The organism is Mesorhizobium sp. M0618 (assembly GCF_040320765.1).
Taxonomy (GTDB): Bacteria; Pseudomonadota; Alphaproteobacteria; order Rhizobiales; family Rhizobiaceae; genus Mesorhizobium.
The window spans coordinates 92,097-107,518 of sequence record NZ_JAMYQH010000014.1 but is presented as its reverse complement, the minus strand read 5'-3'; the positions used below and the strand labels follow the sequence as shown (position 1 = coordinate 107,518).

General features: G+C 61.0%; 16 protein-coding genes and 1 pseudogene. 12 read left to right on the top strand and 5 right to left on the bottom strand.

Translation table 11 applies throughout. From position 1 onward, the window contains the following. Nucleotides 1–249: 249 nt before the first annotated feature. The 10 genes from ccoN (at nt 250) to NKJ04_RS16710 (ending at nt 10,552) form a co-directional block, all read left to right on the top strand. Complete coding sequence (gene ccoN, locus NKJ04_RS16755; protein WP_352676482.1) at nt 250–1,860, top strand: cytochrome-c oxidase, cbb3-type subunit I; 1,611 nt, start codon at nt 250–252, stop codon at nt 1,858–1,860. A gap of 11 nt (nt 1,861–1,871) precedes the next feature. After that, nucleotides 1,872–2,603 (top strand): cytochrome-c oxidase, cbb3-type subunit II, encoded by a 732-nt coding sequence (gene ccoO / locus NKJ04_RS16750; protein WP_352676479.1) that lies wholly within the window; start codon nt 1,872–1,874, stop codon nt 2,601–2,603. A gap of 12 nt (nt 2,604–2,615) precedes the next feature. After that, nucleotides 2,616–2,765, top strand: a complete 150-nt coding sequence (locus tag NKJ04_RS16745) for a CcoQ/FixQ family Cbb3-type cytochrome c oxidase assembly chaperone (RefSeq protein WP_027035450.1) — start codon at nt 2,616–2,618, stop codon at nt 2,763–2,765. Nucleotides 2,766–2,767: 2 nt separating this feature from the next. Next, nucleotides 2,768–3,631 carry a cytochrome-c oxidase, cbb3-type subunit III gene (gene ccoP / locus NKJ04_RS16740; RefSeq protein WP_352676476.1) on the top strand — a complete coding sequence of 288 codons (864 nt, stop codon included), beginning with the start codon at nt 2,768–2,770 and terminating at the stop codon, nt 3,629–3,631. A gap of 178 nt (nt 3,632–3,809) precedes the next feature. Then, nucleotides 3,810–5,369 carry a cytochrome c oxidase accessory protein CcoG gene (ccoG, locus tag NKJ04_RS16735; protein ID WP_352676473.1) on the top strand — a complete coding sequence of 520 codons (1,560 nt, stop codon included), beginning with the start codon at nt 3,810–3,812 and terminating at the stop codon, nt 5,367–5,369. Continuing rightward, nucleotides 5,366–5,863 carry a FixH family protein gene (locus tag NKJ04_RS16730; RefSeq protein ID WP_027035453.1) on the top strand — a complete coding sequence of 166 codons (498 nt, stop codon included), beginning with the start codon at nt 5,366–5,368 and terminating at the stop codon, nt 5,861–5,863. Before ccoG ends, NKJ04_RS16730 begins: the two co-directional genes overlap by 4 nt. Beyond that, the gene (locus NKJ04_RS16725; RefSeq protein WP_352676470.1) at nt 5,860–8,148 is read left to right on the top strand and encodes a cation-translocating P-type ATPase; all 2,289 of its coding nucleotides are present in this window, start codon (nt 5,860–5,862) and stop codon (nt 8,146–8,148) included. The genes NKJ04_RS16730 and NKJ04_RS16725 overlap by 4 nt, the downstream gene beginning before the upstream one ends. Beyond that, nucleotides 8,145–8,300: a cbb3-type cytochrome oxidase assembly protein CcoS gene (gene ccoS, locus NKJ04_RS16720; RefSeq protein WP_027035455.1), complete on the top strand. Its 156-nt coding sequence runs from the start codon at nt 8,145–8,147 to the stop codon at nt 8,298–8,300. The genes NKJ04_RS16725 and ccoS overlap by 4 nt, the downstream gene beginning before the upstream one ends. Before the next feature lie 223 nt (nt 8,301–8,523). After that, on the top strand, nt 8,524–9,630 hold the full coding sequence (gene nirK / locus NKJ04_RS16715) for a copper-containing nitrite reductase (RefSeq protein ID WP_027035456.1): 1,107 nt from the start codon (nt 8,524–8,526) through the stop codon (nt 9,628–9,630). Between the two features lie 109 nt (nt 9,631–9,739). Beyond that, the gene (locus NKJ04_RS16710; RefSeq protein ID WP_352676599.1) at nt 9,740–10,552 is read left to right on the top strand and encodes an SUMF1/EgtB/PvdO family nonheme iron enzyme; all 813 of its coding nucleotides are present in this window, start codon (nt 9,740–9,742) and stop codon (nt 10,550–10,552) included. A 58-nt stretch (nt 10,553–10,610) separates the two neighbouring features. On the opposite strand, the pseudogene NKJ04_RS16705 reads toward NKJ04_RS16710, so the two are convergent. Then, a pseudogene (locus tag NKJ04_RS16705) lies at nt 10,611–11,785 on the bottom strand (NnrS family protein). A 103-nt stretch (nt 11,786–11,888) separates the two neighbouring features. Then, entirely contained in the window at nt 11,889–12,326 is a 438-nt protein-coding gene (locus NKJ04_RS16700) for a pseudoazurin (protein ID WP_352676465.1), read from the bottom strand. Between the two features lie 151 nt (nt 12,327–12,477). Here NKJ04_RS16700 and NKJ04_RS16695 point away from each other — a divergent pair, with 151 nt between their 5' ends. Further along, on the top strand, nt 12,478–13,179 hold the full coding sequence (locus NKJ04_RS16695) for a Crp/Fnr family transcriptional regulator (RefSeq protein WP_027035460.1): 702 nt from the start codon (nt 12,478–12,480) through the stop codon (nt 13,177–13,179). 2 nt (nt 13,180–13,181) lie between these two features. Here the strand turns inward: NKJ04_RS16695 and NKJ04_RS16690 are convergent, their stop codons facing one another. After that, a complete protein-coding gene (locus NKJ04_RS16690; protein ID WP_027035461.1) occupies nt 13,182–13,397 on the bottom strand; it encodes a DUF1858 domain-containing protein in 216 nt (71 codons plus the stop codon). A 148-nt stretch (nt 13,398–13,545) separates the two neighbouring features. On the opposite strand from NKJ04_RS16690, the gene NKJ04_RS16685 reads away from it, so the two are divergent. Then, the gene (locus NKJ04_RS16685; RefSeq protein WP_352676462.1) at nt 13,546–14,244 is read left to right on the top strand and encodes a CBS domain-containing protein; all 699 of its coding nucleotides are present in this window, start codon (nt 13,546–13,548) and stop codon (nt 14,242–14,244) included. Nucleotides 14,245–14,396: 152 nt separating this feature from the next. Here the strand turns inward: NKJ04_RS16685 and NKJ04_RS16680 are convergent, their stop codons facing one another. Both NKJ04_RS16680 and NKJ04_RS16675 read right to left on the bottom strand, forming a co-directional pair. Further along, the gene (locus NKJ04_RS16680; protein WP_027035463.1) at nt 14,397–14,945 is read right to left on the bottom strand and encodes a hypothetical protein; all 549 of its coding nucleotides are present in this window, start codon (nt 14,943–14,945) and stop codon (nt 14,397–14,399) included. Nucleotides 14,946–15,055: 110 nt separating this feature from the next. After that, the gene (locus NKJ04_RS16675) at nt 15,056–15,391 is read right to left on the bottom strand and encodes a DUF6455 family protein (protein ID WP_245270207.1); all 336 of its coding nucleotides are present in this window, start codon (nt 15,389–15,391) and stop codon (nt 15,056–15,058) included. Between the last annotated feature and the right edge of the window lie 31 nt (nt 15,392–15,422).

Genomic DNA, 15,422 nt, shown 5'->3' with positions numbered 1-15,422 from the left:
CGCCGCCGGAACCACCTCTCGGCCAGATCGAGCTGCCAGTATCGAATTTTCGCGGCTTGTTTCGCTCAGTGACGATCCCAGCTCCTTCTCCCTGTTCAACGGCAGCCTCCTGATCGTTTGCGCGATCGAAGCTGCCCAATTCAAAAAGAACTAGCCTTGACATGGATCAAGGCGGCGACGCGGCGACTGCGGAATTGGTGTCGATGCGGATTGGCGTCCGCGCATAACAATCCGGGTCGGGGACATCTCATGAAGTTCGGCACTCAAATCTTCGCTTTGAGCCTGTTCACATTTGCAGCTCTTGTGGCCGCAGGCTTTGGGGTGGATGAGCCTTTCCGGCAGCATATGTGGGTGCTGTTTTTTGTGCTGCTCGGTTTTGTCGCTATCCTCCTCCGCAACACGAGTTTCGAAGTGGCCGCTCCGATCGACCCATCCGCTTACATGGATGGTCCAATCCGGTATGGCGCCATCGCCACCATGTTCTGGGGTGTCGTCGGCATGCTGGTCGGCGTCGTCATTGCGCTGCAGCTCGCCTACCCCGACCTCAACATCCAGCCCTGGTTCAATTTCGGCCGACTGAGGCCGCTGCACACATCCGGCGTCGTCTTTGCTTTTGGCGGCAATGCTTTGCTTTGCACGTCCATGTACGTCGTACAGCGCACCTGCCGCGCGCGGCTGTTCGGCGGCGATCTGGCCTGGTTCGTGTTCTGGGGCTACCAGCTCTTCATCGTCATGGCCGCGACCGGTTATCTGCTCGGCATCACCGAGAGCCGCGAGTACGCGGAACCCGAATGGTACGTAGACATCTGGCTGACCATCGTCTGGGTCGCCTATCTCATCTTGTTCCTCGGCACGATCCTGAGGCGCAAGGAGCCGCATATCTACGTCGCCAACTGGTTCTACCTCTCCTTCATCGTGACCATCGCGATGCTCCACGTGATCAACAACCTGTCGATGCCGGCCTCGTTCCTCGGCTCCAAGAGCTACTCGGCTTTTTCCGGCGTCCAGGACGCCCTGACGCAATGGTGGTACGGCCACAATGCCGTCGGCTTCTTCCTCACCGCCGGCTTCCTCGGCATGATGTATTACTTCGTGCCCAAGCAGGCGAACCGGCCGGTCTATTCCTACCGGCTGTCGATCATCCACTTCTGGGCGATCATCTTTCTCTACATTTGGGCCGGGCCGCATCACCTGCACTACACCGCCCTGCCCGATTGGGCGCAGACGCTCGGCATGGTGTTCTCCATCATGCTGTGGATGCCGTCATGGGGCGGCATGATCAACGGCCTGATGACGCTGTCAGGCGCCTGGGACAAGCTCCGCACCGATCCGATCATCCGCATGATGGTGATGGCCATCGCCTTCTACGGCATGTCGACCTTCGAGGGTCCGATGATGTCAATCAAGGCGGTCAACTCGCTGTCGCACTATACCGACTGGACCATTGGCCACGTGCACTCCGGTGCGCTCGGCTGGGTCGGCATGATCTCGTTCGGCGCGATCTACTACATGGTGCCGAAGCTCTGGAACCGGCAACGGCTCTACTCACTGAGGCTCGTCACCTGGCACTTCTGGCTGGCGACGCTCGGGATCGTCGTCTACGCCGCGGTGATGTGGGTGTCCGGCATCATGCAGGGCCTGATGTGGCGCGAGTACGACGAGCAGGGCTTCCTGGTCTACTCCTTCGCCGAAACCGTCGCCGCCATGCACCCCTACTATGTCATGCGTGCCATCGGCGGGGCCATGTACCTCTCGGGCGCCCTGATCATGGCCTGGAACATCACCATGACCATCCTCGGATACCAGCGCAAGGAGCAGCCAATGCCCGGCTCCGTTCCCGCCCTTCAGCCTGCCGAATAAGGAGCCAGAACATGGGCTTGATGGATAGACATGCAATTATCGAGAAGAACGCCACGCTTCTTCTTGTGGGCTCCCTTCTTGTTGTGACAATCGGCGGCATCGTCGAGATCGCACCGCTCTTCTATCTCGACAACACGATCGAGAAGGTGGAAGGCATGCGCCCCTACTCGCCGCTCGAACTTGTCGGGCGCAACATCTATGTGCGCGAAGGCTGCTACCTCTGCCACAGCCAGATGATCAGGCCGTTTCGCGACGAAGTGGAGCGCTACGGCCACTACAGCCTGGCTGCGGAGTCGATGTACGACCACCCCTTCCAGTGGGGATCCAAACGCACCGGGCCGGATCTCGCCCGCGTCGGTGACCGCTATTCGAATGCCTGGCACGTCGGGCACCTTGCCGACCCCCGCTCGGTAGTGCCGGAATCGGTCATGCCGAGCTATGCCTTCCTGAACGATGCGCCCATCGAGGTGAAGGACTTCTCGACGCATCTGCTTGCGAACGCGCGCGTCGGTGTTCCCTATTCGGATGACATGATCGCCAATGCCAATGCCGACTTGAAGGCGCAGGCCGACCCGAATGCGGACACCTCCGGCCTTGAGAAACGCTATCCCAAAGCCAAGGTCGGTGACTTCGACGGCAATCCGCAACAGGTGACCGAAATGGATGCTCTCGTTGCGTATCTGCAGATGCTCGGGACCTTGGTGGATTTCAAGAACTACGACGAGGCCGCCGGTTACCGCTGAGGAGCTTTATCCATGGAATACAATTTGATGCGGGAGTTTGCTGACAGCTGGGGTCTGGTCGCCATGGCGCTCTTCTTTGTCGGCGCGGTTGCCTTCGCGCTGCGCCCTGGCAGCCGCAAGCTGGCCGACGAAGCTGCCCGGATTCCCCTTGAGGACGAGTGATCATGAGCGACGAGCACCTCGACGAAATCTCCGGCGTATCAACCACGGGCCACGAATGGGACGGCATCCGGGAGTTGAACAATCCGCTTCCGCGCTGGTGGGTCATAACCTTCTACGTCACCATCGTCTGGGCGATCGGCTACATGATCGCCTATCCGGCATGGCCGCTGCTGCACTCCGCGACAACCGGTGTGCTCGGCTATTCGAGCCGCAAGGACGTCAAGAACGAGTTGGCCGCGGCAGAAGTGTCGAAGGGCAAGTATGTCGCGGCCGTAGAGTCGAAGACGGTCTCGGAGATCGCCGCGGACGATGCCTTGCGCGAATTCGCGGTCGCCGCTGGCGGCGCCGCGTTCAAGGTCAACTGCACGCAGTGCCACGGCTCTGGCGCCCAGGGGTCAGCCGGCTTTCCCAACCTCAACGACGACGACTGGCTATGGGGCGGCACGGCCGAGCAGATCCAGCAGACGATCACGCATGGCATCCGCTTTGCGACTGATGCGGAAACGCGGCTGTCGGAAATGCCGGCTTTCGGCGACATCATCACCGCCGACCAGATTGCGCAGGTCAGCGCCTACGTCGCCAGCCTGTCAGGCAAGGTCCACGATGCAAGTCTGATCCAGCCGGGCGCCAAGGTCTTCGCCGACAACTGCGTTGCCTGTCATGGCGACAACGCAAAAGGCAACAAGGAGCTGGGCGGACCCGACCTGACCGACGCGATCTGGCTTTACGGCTCAGGCGAGACGGCGATCGCCGACCAGGTTCGAGCACCCAAGCAGGGCGTCATGCCAGCCTGGGGAGCGCGTCTTGGCGAAACCAAGGTCAAGGAACTGGCGGTCTACATCCATTCGCTTGGCGGTGGAGAATAGGAAGCGGGGACCTATTCTCAACCCTTCACCTTCCAGGCGACGCGGCCCGGCCCGGCCGGGCCTCGACTCTTTTCCGGAGCGCGCAGATTGACCTGCATCAACGCGGGCAGGTCCATCCGGCGGCATTGTTGCCTGACGCAGTCAAATCACCGTCTGCGTGTAGAGCGGAGAAAAGTCGTTGCTGGACAAGACGCAGGTAGAACGGCTGGAAGCCGAGGCGGTCAATTCCGCCAGGATCCGTCAGCCCCTTTATGCTCCGCGCAAGAAGATCTTTCCAAAACGCGCCTCGGGCAATTTTCGACGCTTCAAATGGCTGGTGATGGCGATCACGCTTGGCATCTACTATCTGACGCCATGGCTGCGATGGGACCGTGGTCCGTTTGCGCCCGACCAGGCCGTGCTGCTCGATGTCGCCAATCGGCGCTTCTACTTCTTCTTCATAGAGATATGGCCGCAGGAATTCTTTTACGTGGCTGGTCTCCTGGTCATGGCCGGCGTTGGACTTTTCCTGATCACCTCGACTGTCGGCCGTGCCTGGTGCGGCTATGCATGCCCTCAGACGGTGTGGGTCGATCTGTTCCTTGTCGTCGAGCGTGCGATAGAGGGCGACCGCAACGCCCGCATGAAGCTCGATGCAGGTCCCTGGACCGCGCGCAAGCTCATGCTGCGCGTGTTCAAGCACACCATCTGGCTGGTCATAGGCGCGGCGACTGGCGGCGCCTGGATCTTCTACTTTGCCGATGCACCGACACTGCTCGGCGAGCTCTTCACCGGCACTGCGGCGCCCGTCGCCTACATCACCGTCGCCGTCCTGACGGCGACCACCTACACGTTCGGCGGGCTGATGCGCGAGCAGGTCTGCACCTATATGTGCCCATGGCCCCGCATCCAGGCAGCGATGCTGGACGAAAGTTCGCTCACCGTCACCTACAACGACTGGCGCGGCGAACCGCGTTCGCGTCATGCGAAGAAGGTGCAAGCCACAGGACAGTCCGTCGGCGACTGCGTCGACTGCAATGCCTGCGTCGCGGTCTGTCCGATGGGGATCGACATCCGCGATGGTCAGCAGCTCGAATGCATCACCTGCGCGCTTTGCATCGACGCCTGCGACGGCGTCATGGACAAGCTCGGCAAGGAGCGTGGGCTGATCTCCTACGCAACGCTCTCCGATTACAACGCCAACATGATGCTGGCGACCGCGGGCGGCGCCAATTCGGTCAATCCGTCGCTGGTCAGGACGGCTGATGGCCTGTTCTCCGATAAGGTTTCGCATTTCCATATCCGCAAGATCTTTCGGCCGCGCACCTACGTTTACATGGGTATGTGGTCGCTGATTGGCCTCGGCCTGCTCTATTCGTTGCTGACCCGCGACCGGCTCGAAGTGAACGTGCTGCATGACCGCAATCCGCAGTTCGTGACGCTGTCCGACGGTTCGATCCGCAATGGCTACACCGTCAAGCTGCTCAACATGATCCCCGAGCCAAGGACGATCGTCGTCACGATGCAGGGGCTGCAAGGGGCTGACATGAGCGTCGTCGGCGACGACATCCCGGCAGGCCGCTCCTTCGCCATTCCAGTCGAGCCCGACCGCCTGAAGATGCTGAAGGTCTTCGTGCGCCAGCCGGCGGAGCAGATCCGGGGCACCGCGCAGATCTTCACGTTCCGGGTCGAGGACAGAGCGAGCTTCGAGGCGGACGAATACACCGCCACTTTCAACGCGCCGGAGATCGCCAGATGACCGCCAAAGCTCAAAAGCCCCGGGAATTCACCGGCAGGCACATGTTGGCCATCATCCTTGCCTTTTTCGGGGTGGTCATCGCGGTCAACCTGACGATGGCGACGCTCGCCAACACAAGCTGGACCGGCCTTGTTGTCGAAAACACCTATGTGGCGAGCCAGCAGTTCAACAAGAAGGCTGAGGAAGGGCGGGCGCAGGCAGCGCTCGGCTGGACCGGGAAACTGACCATCGCATGGGGCGAGGTCCGCTATAGCCTTGCAGACGGCGCCGGCAAGCCAGTTGCGTTGCATGGCGTCAGGGTGCTGTTTCGCCATCCCGCCTACGAAAAGGAGGACGAAGCCGTCACGCTTGCTCTCGCCTCGGGCCAGGAATTTGCTGCGCAGCACGTGCCGAAGGACGGCGTCTGGATCGTCGAAGTCGACGCCGACGCCGGTTCGGCCGAGCCCTACCGCGACGTCCGCAGGGTCATGATTTCCCATGGAGCGCTGAAATGAGTTGTTGTGCACCGGGCGCCGAAATGGCGCTGGATCTGGTCAACACCGGATCGGTCCTGCCGTCCACCCGGGAGATCAGGCTGGCGAGCCGATCGCTTGGCGATGATCTCCGCCAGACCGACCTTTCGGTCCCCACAGTTCATTGCGCGGCCTGCATCCAGGCGATTGAGACAGCGCTGGGAAAGCTCGAGAATGTCGAAGACGCGCGTGTCAACCTGTCGACGAAACGGGTCGCGGTCCGCTGGCGTGGGAACCAAGTGCCACCATTTGTCGCCGCGCTGGGACGGTTGGGCTACGAGGCGCATTTGTTCGACCCCGAGGTCGACAACAAGGACAAGACGCTTCCGGAGTTGATCCGCGCCGTTGCTGTGGCCGGCTTTGCGGCGGGCAATATCATGCTGCTTTCAGTCTCGGTCTGGTCCGGCGCCGAAGGCGCGACGCGGGACCTGTTTCATTGGGTCTCGGCGCTGATCGCGATCCCGGCACTGGCCTTCGCCGGCGGCATCTTCTTCCGCTCGGCCTGGAACGCGCTACGTCACGGCCGCATGAACATGGATGTTCCGATCGCGGTCGGGGTGTCCCTCGCCTATACCATGAGCCTCTATGAGACGATCAACCACGGCGATCACGCCTATTTCGACGCGTCGGTATCGCTGCTGTTTTTCCTGTTGATCGGTCGCACGTTGGATCACGTGATGCGCGAACGTGCCCGGACCGCCGTGAAAGGCCTGTCCCAGTTGGCCGCACGTGGCGCCATGGTGCTGCGCGGCGACGGCGCACGCGACTATCTGCCGGTTGGCGAGATCGAACCCGGCATGCTGCTGTTGATCGCGGCCGGTGAAAGAATCCCCGTCGACGGCAAGATCATTCAAGGGGCCTCGGATCTGGACTGCTCGTTGGTTTCCGGCGAGAGCACGCCTCGAAACGTGGCAGCAGGCGAAGCCGTGCAGGCCGGTGTCCTCAACCTCACCGGCTCGCTGACGATTGAGGCGACAGCCGCCGCGAAAGATTCGTTTCTGGCGGAAATGGTTCGGCTCATGGAAGCTGCGGAGGGCGGCCGCGCGCACTATCGCCGGATCGCCGATCGCGTTTCGGCGCTCTATGCCCCGGTGGTTCATCTCACAGCCTTCGCGACGTTCCTTGGCTGGATGGCGGCGACCGGCGATTGGCACCGGGCGATAACCATCGCCATTGCCGTTCTGATCATCACATGCCCGTGCGCGCTCGGCCTCGCCGTACCGATCGTTCAGGTTGTCGCCGCGCGGCGCCTGTTCGAGAACGGCATCATGGTCAAGGACGGTTCGGCGATGGAGCGCCTGTCGACGATTGATGCAGCGGTGTTCGACAAGACCGGAACGCTCACGCTCGGCCAGCCCCGGCTGGTCAATGCGGGCTCAATTGATCCGGGCATGCTGGCAATCGCGGCCGACATGGCCGCGCATTCGCGTCATCCGTTTTCAAAGGCCATAGCCGGTTTTGCCGCCCCTGGCGGGGAGCACAGATTCAATGCCGTCACCGAGCATCCAGGGTTTGGCATCGAAGCCACCGACGCCGGAAGCACCTGGCGGCTAGGTCGACGCGGATGGGCTGGATGGAAGGCCCGGACCGGTGGTGAAGGCAAACATGGCTATGGTGGAACGGTCTTGACGAAAGACGGGTTCATTGTCGCGACCTTCGATTTTGAGGACGCTCTGCGCGCCGACGCCAGGGCGGCGATCGGGCAATTGAACCATGCCGGGGTGTCGGTGGAAATGCTGTCGGGCGATACTGCGGGCGCCTGCGGCGAAGTTGCAAAAATGCTGGGTGTCGACGACTTCGTTCCGTGCCTGCTGCCGTCCGGCAAGGTCGAACGCATCGAGACCCTGGCGAGAGACGGTCACAAGGTTCTGATGGTTGGCGACGGCCTCAACGACACGCCTGCACTGAGCGCGGCGCATGTCTCGATCGCACCGGCCACCGCAGCCGACATTGGCCGCAACGCGGCCGACTTCGTATTCCTGCGCGAAAGCCTGCTGGCTGTGCCTCTCGCGCTGGACGTCTCGCGCAAGGCGGGTCACCTGATCCGCCAGAACATTGCGATTGCGATCGTCTACAATGCCGTCGCCGTGCCGATCGCCATCCTGGGCCACGTCACCCCTCTTATCGCAGCGATCGCCATGTCTGCTTCCTCGCTCCTCGTGATCGGAAACGCGCTGCGTCTGCAGAATTCCAGGCAAAGTTCGCCGGCGAAGAATGTTCGGCGCGACAGGCGTTCCGACATCACCAAATTGGCACAGTCCTCATGACAACCCTTGCCTACCTCATACCTGTGGCCCTCTTCCTTGGTGCGCTTGGACTGGGGGGCTTCCTGTGGGCTTTAAAGAGTGGCCAGTACGAAGATCTTGACGGCGCCGCCGAGCGGGTCCTTATCGATCGGGAAGACAAGCTGGACTGCTGATCGAAAGCCAAGTAGCCCCGATAATGGCGGTGAGGCAGAAAACTACACCGCCGCATGTCCCTGTCTAGAATAGACCCAAAGCTGGAATAAAGCGCAACATTGCCGTGTCCGAAGTCGCAGCTTGCCGGGTTTAACTCTTTCAATTTGCGCCAGCGCAAAGAAACGCCGCGTCAGGTCAGGTAAATTCTATTCATCCGCAACGGTTGATAGACAGGAGACTGACATGTTCACGCGACGCGAAGCCCTCTTCGGAGTAGCCATCGGCGCTGCCGCCGTGGCGGCGATGCCGGCGTTTTCCGCAACGGCCCCTCAAGCAGACATCAGCGCGCTCCCCCGGGAAAAGATCAAGCTCGTGGCACCGCCCTTCGTGCATCCGCACGATCAAGTCGCGAAGGGCGGACCGAAAATCGTCGAGTTCACCATGACGATCGAGGAGAAGCCTGTCGTCATCGACTCCGACGGCACGACGCTCAATGCTATGACCTACAATGGTTCGATCCCCGGCCCGCTGATGGTCGTGCATCAGGACGATTATCTCGAGCTGACGCTCATCAATCCCGACACCAACTCACTCGCTCACAACATCGACTTCCACGCCGCGACCGGCGCTCTGGGCGGCGGCGAGCTCACGCTGATCAATCCCGGCGAACAGGTGACCTTACGCTTCAAGGCGACCCGCTCGGGGACGTTTGTCTATCACTGCGCGCCCGGTGGCGCGATGATCCCTTGGCATGTCGTCTCCGGCATGAGCGGCGCAATCATGGTCTTGCCGCGCGATGGGCTCAGGAACGACAAGGGCGAACCGGTAAAGTACGACAAGATCTTCTACATCGGCGAGAACGACTTCTATGTTCCGCGCGACGAGAAGGGCAATTTCAAGAACTACGAATCGGCCGGTGACGGGTACGACGACATCGTCAAGGTCATGCGCGGACTGATCCCGACGCATGTCGTGTTCAACGGCAAGGTCGGTTCCCTGACCGGCGACAACGCGATGAAAGCCAAGGTCGGCGAGACCGTGTTGATCGTCCATTCACAAGCCAACCGCGATACGCGGCCGCATCTGATCGGCGGTCATGGCGATTATGTCTGGGAACAAGGCAAATTCGCCAACCCGCCGGCCAAGGACCTGGAAACCTGGTTCATCCGCGGCGGCTCGGCGGGCTCGGCGCTCTATACGTTCTTGCAGCCGGGTGTCTACGCCTACGTCAATCATAATCTGATCGAGGCTGTGGAACTCGGAGCGACCGCTCACTTCATGGTCGAGGGCGAGTGGAACGACGACCTGATGACGCAGGTCGAGGCGCCTAAACCCATCGCCACCAACTGACGGCACTCCAATTTGCCCGGACGGCGTCGCTGTCCGGGCATGGACAAGAGCCATGTCTCCTTTCATCCTCAAGGTTGCCTTGGTCGCCATGGCGGCCGCAACGGTTCCGATGGGCTTGGCCGCCATCGGCTGGAGCGGACATCGGCAATCCCACCCTGCCGCCATGACGGTCACCTTGGTCCCCGGTTCGATCACCTATCCCCTGCCGGGGGAGTTCCTGAGCGATGGACGCCCGCAAGCCAATCCCCGGCTCAGGCGACAGTTCAACAAATCCATCGAAATCATGGCCTATCAGGTCAGCGTGTCCGATTATGCGAATTGTGTAGCGGCTGGCGCCTGTCAGCCGGCACAGGAGACGCGCGCGATCCCGAGCAATGCTCCCGTGACCGGAGTGAGCTATCTCGATGCCAATGCCTACGCGCAATGGTATTCGAAGGCGACCGGCGACGACTGGCGGCTGCCATCCGACGAGGAATGGGCATTTGCCGCGGCGGAGCGGTTCGCAGGCGAATTCGAGGGTGTCGAAAACGACGCCAACAACCCCGCCAGACGTTGGCTCAGCAGTTACAAGGCCGAGGTGGACCTCAATCGCAAACCGGATCCTTTGCCCAAGGGTCGTGGCTCGTTTGGTTTCAATTCCCTGGGCCTCGCCGACTTTTCCGGCAACGTCTGGGAGTGGACTTCGACCTGCTACATCCGCACCACATTGGCTGCGGATGGAAACGGTGTGGTAAGTTCGGTCGACAATTGCGGCGTCCACGTCCTTGAAGGGCTTCACAGAGCCTATATGTCGAACTTCGTCAGTGACGGGAAAAGCGGAGGCTGTGCCGTTGGCACGCCTCCCGACAATCTTGGATTCAGGCTGGTCCGGGATCATCGGGGATGGGCGAACCGTATCCTGGGCTACCTCGGCATTGCCTGACAAATCAGAAGCGGCTGCTCCATTCGCGTTTTTGACGATCGCCTGCTCTCCGGCCGCCTCACCGCTCCTTTGGCGTCATCAATGCAGTTCCGTAGACCAGGATGAAGCCGCTAAATGCCGCCGCCCAGGCAGCACCCGCCATGTCGATCATCGCCCCAGAGGGGACGAAGGCGGCCAGGATTCTCAATGATCCCGCGAGCAGGACGGCTGCGAAGATGAACGAGGCGCCTCTTCCAGCCTTGAGCTCTCGCCCGGTGTGCCCGAGCGTTGCGCGGGTCATCACAGCAAGCGTCATGGCGCCGACCGCACCAGTTCCGAGTGCGTGGAACCCTGCAGCGGCCGGCACCGTGGCAGGAAAGAAGATCGACGCCGAAACGAAGGCAAGACCGAGAGGCACAAAGGCATATGCAAGATGGAGGATGAGCACCAGCGGATCCCGCAGTGTGCGCTCGCCAGCCCAGCGCGACAGACGCCACGCCTGGCAGATTGCGGCGACGGCCATAAGCATTCCCGAGGAGCTGTTGACGGGAGCGAACGTCCATGCTCCCAGCGCGATGGCTGAGATGGCTATTGACGCGATGTCAAAACGGTCGAACGGCGCAGGCAGCCTGCCAGGATTTTCGCGAACGAGCCAGTTGCGCGTGAAGCTCGGAATGATGCGCCCACCGATCAGCGAGATGAGCACGATCGCCGCAGCCATACCAAGCCTGCGGCTGATGTCCGATATGCCTTGGCCGTGCGCCTCTATATGGAACGCGCCGTTGGCACACGCCAGAACGGCAAGCGGCAGCAGCACCTTGAGATTGCGCCAGTTGCGTCCCGCGACGATCTCGCGGGTCGCCGCGGCAGCAACCGCAAGCAGAAATGAGCCATCGATCACGGCTGCCGCTTCCCAGCCGATATCCGCCGAGAAGAAGACCGCGACACGGCCGGCAAGCCACAGGACCACCAGCGTCAGCAGCGGCAGGCCTTGCACGGGCAGCCGGCCGGTCCAGTTCGGGATGGCGGTCAGCAGGAACCCGGTAATGATCGCCGGCAGATAGCCGAACAGCATCTCGTGAATGTGCCAGTCGACGGCAACGAACGCACTGTGAGCATCGAGTTCGCCGGATACATCGGCAGCCAAAGCAGAATGGAGAGCGCGGCATACAACGACCCGAGCAAGAAGAAGGGCCTGAATCCGTAGGAAAGAAATGCGGGTCCGGTGTAGGCCCGCAGGCGTGGAATTCCCATGATTTGCGTCTCCAAATGAACAGGGCCGGATGAACCGCCGCCCTCGGTCCGTCCGGCCCTCGCCTGCCCTTCATGCGGCAGGCATGGCTGTATCGATTGCCGGTCAGTTGGCCGGGACCTGGCTGAACAGGTCGGCGAACACCGTCTTTGCCTTGCCTGGATGTTTGACCGTCTTGGCTGCGTCGAGGTTGACCGGCTTTCCGACAACGATCAGGGCGACCATGCCCATGCCGTAGTGAGGCGCGCATTTGACGCCGTACACACCTTCCTGGGTCAGTGTGACGGTGATCTCCTCGTTGGGCTTTCCCTTGAAGGCTTCGGCGCCGTCCGGAAGCATGCCCTTGATCGACTCCGCGTCATGGCTCTTGTCGGTCGGCACGAACTTGACGGTGTCGCCGGGTGCTGCCTTGACGAAGGCGGGCTGGAAAACCATGGCGCCTTTTTCGCCCTTGTTGAGCATCTGCACCACATGCTCTTCGGCGCTTGCGCCGCCGGCGAGCGCGAGGAGGGAGATTGCGGCAGCGAGGATGGAGAGTTTCATCAATTTGTCCTTTGTTTCGTCTTCGCGGCATTGCGCCGTTCCATGCCATCTAGCCTGACGCGGCTGAGAACAATTTGCGCTGGCGCAAACTCAAGATAAGAAAGGTCTTCCGCACGACTGATGCGGAGCCGTAGGGCCGTGAGGAATCCGCTTGGCTGCGCTGGACCGATCGCTGATTTCGCGACTCCTCCTCTTCCAGGGTCTGACGCCCGACGAGCAGAGCGAGATCCTGCGGGATGCGCGGTCGTCTCGCTATGCCAAGGAGACTGCGATCTTCGAGCAGGAAGCCGAGGCTCATTCCTTCTTCGTGCTGATCGCCGGGCATATCCGTGTCGTTCGCACCACACCGGACGGACAACAGGTCATCGCCAGATACATCAGCGAAGGCGAGATTTTTGGCGTCGCCGCGGCACTTGGCCGAACGACCTACCCAGCCAGCGCAATTGCGGCGGTGGACTGCGTGGTGCTCGCCTGGCCAAATGCTCTGTGGCCGGACCTGGCGGGACGCTTTCCCGTGTTTGGGGCGGCCACATACAGGACGGTTGGAACCAGGCTGCAGGAGACGCAGACGCGGGTTGTGGAAATGTCCACCGAGCAGGTGGAGCAGCGGGTTGCGCATGCGCTGCTGCGACTGGCAAACCAGACCGGCCGAAAGACCGACAGCGGCATCGAAATCGATTTCCCGATTTCCAGGCAGGACATTGCCGAGATGACGGGGACGACGCTGCACACCGTCAGCCGCTTGCTCAGCAAGTGGGAAGACAATGGGATAATCGTCAGCGGACGCCAGAAGGTCACCGTGAAGGATGCGCATCGCCTTGTGGTTCTGGCCGAGAACCGGGACAAGCGCTGATCTCATTCTCTGCTGCGGACAGTCGCTTCCAAGTCGGCGATGAGACGGCTTTCATCGACGTGGTGTTCAAGGCACGCTTCAGCCACTGTATGGAATGTGCCGATCGGGCAGCCGACGCACAGCATCTTGTATCTCAGCACCACAGCCACCGTTGCCGGCCATTTCCTCATGATTTCGTCAACGACCATGTCGGGGTCGATCGGACTGGGTTGCTTCACGATGAAGTCTCCGCGATTTGCGACGCCTCTTCATAAATCGCGTTCGGACCGCTCTCGTTGCGCTTTCGCAATCTGAAAATGATTCAGATCAAGACACGGCGCGCGTGACCTCGGTAAGCAAAGGGATAAAGTGTCTGAGGAGGTTGGCATGCAAGCCAAAGCCATAATGACCGCGCCGGTCGTCGCGATAGATCCGTCTGCGTCGATCGCCGAAGCGGCCGGATTGATGCTCTCCAGCAAGATCAGCGGGCTTCCCGTCATTCGCAGCGACGGCGCCTTGGTGGGCATTATCAGCGAGGGTGATTTCCTGCGCCGCGGCGAGTTGGGCACTCAGCGCAAGCGCCCACGCTGGCTGGAGTTTCTCGTCAGCCCCGGAAAGGTCGCCGATGAATATGTCCACGCCAATGGGCGACGAATCGAGGAGGTGATGTCGCAAGATGTCATCACGGCATCCCCTGCCGCATCGCTCGCCATGGTCGTCGAGCTCATGACCCGTCACCATGTCAAACGCATTCCGGTCGTCGACGCAGGCAAAGTCGTCGGCATCATCACCCGCTCTGACCTTCTGCGAACATTGCTCAGCGTGCTTCCTGATGCAGTCCCTGCAGCCATCGATGACGAACAGATTCGTCAGAACATCATGACCGAGCTGGCAACAAAGAAATGGGCAGGCAAGGACTTGATCAACGTGACGGTGAAAAATGGCGTGGCGAAACTTCGCGGCGCCATCTTTGACGAACGTGAGCGCCAGGCGGTCATTGTTGCGGCCGAAAACGTCGCCGGCGTCAAAGCGGTCGAGGATGGTCTCTTCTGCGCGGATCCCGTGTCCGTCCTCCTGGTTTCTTAGTGCTGGCCGACCACCCCCGAATTAGGGTCGCCAGTGGCAACGCAAAAGCACCTCGCCTGCGCTAAGGCACTCGTCGCCGCGCATGACACTGATCTACAGCGAGGCACCATTGCCACGGTGAGCTGCCCGTTCTCCCCCAGGCCTCGCCGCGCTCAGATCGCGACCAGAGGTATCAATGGTCCAAGGAGCAGCAGGGCGAATGCAATAAGCGCTGTGCCCACAACCCTTTCTGCCATCCTTTTGCCTCCGCTAAAGCGCCGACCCAGCAAAAGCCACAACGATCCTGTGGCAGCTGTCATCACCAGGAGCGCAATCCAGAAGACCCCCAGCGCGCGCGGCTCGGTGTTCATCGGCACGATAGCCAAGCAATAAATAAAGGCCTTCGGATTGAGAGCACTGGTCGCCGCAACAGAAATGGCGTCGCCGCTTTTGGAAGCGTTGATCCGGGCGCTCGCTGTCAGACGCAGGCCAAGAACTACGAGCCATCCGGCTGCAACCAGCCTAAGGATTTGGATGGCATCGGGTGACACAAAGGGACGCAGCGAAAACCAACATGCGGATGCGATCCCATATCCGCATGCCTGAGCGGCCAAAAGCTTGAGTGCATTCTCTCGCTTGACCGACCCCGCCATCAAAAGAGCGTTGGTTGGCCCTGGTGCGACAAAGAGCAGGAAAGCTTCTAGGAAAAATAGATTGTCCAAACTGCCCTGGTCCCGTGGAATGTAAACCTATCAACTGCAAAACTTGGTTCGCGTTGACTCTCGTCAAAACACGGACAGCACGATATCGTCCAGGCTGAGTACTCGGAAGACTACTGTTGTCCGGCCGCATGCTGCAGTCGAGCGATCAGGTCGCCATTGCGGCAATAGTCTGGCGGGTTATCGGCTTGCTGGTGTTCATCGAGCCAGACCGAGCATTCGTCCTGATGCCCGCAGGAACGGCAGCGGTCCACGGCCCGGCTGGTGACGGCGGCATGGTCGGCTACGACTTTCAATTGTCTATCGACGCCGAGCTTCTGCATCATGCGACCCATTAAAGCGGTTCTGGCGTCCACTGAAATCAGGTAATCGAGAAAGGTCATGTTGATCACTCCTGCCTGCTGGCCATGATTGCCATGTTGGCGGCTGGTGGCGTTGATCTCGATCAACAGTCGACTCGCGAAGAGCGATCATTCCAGC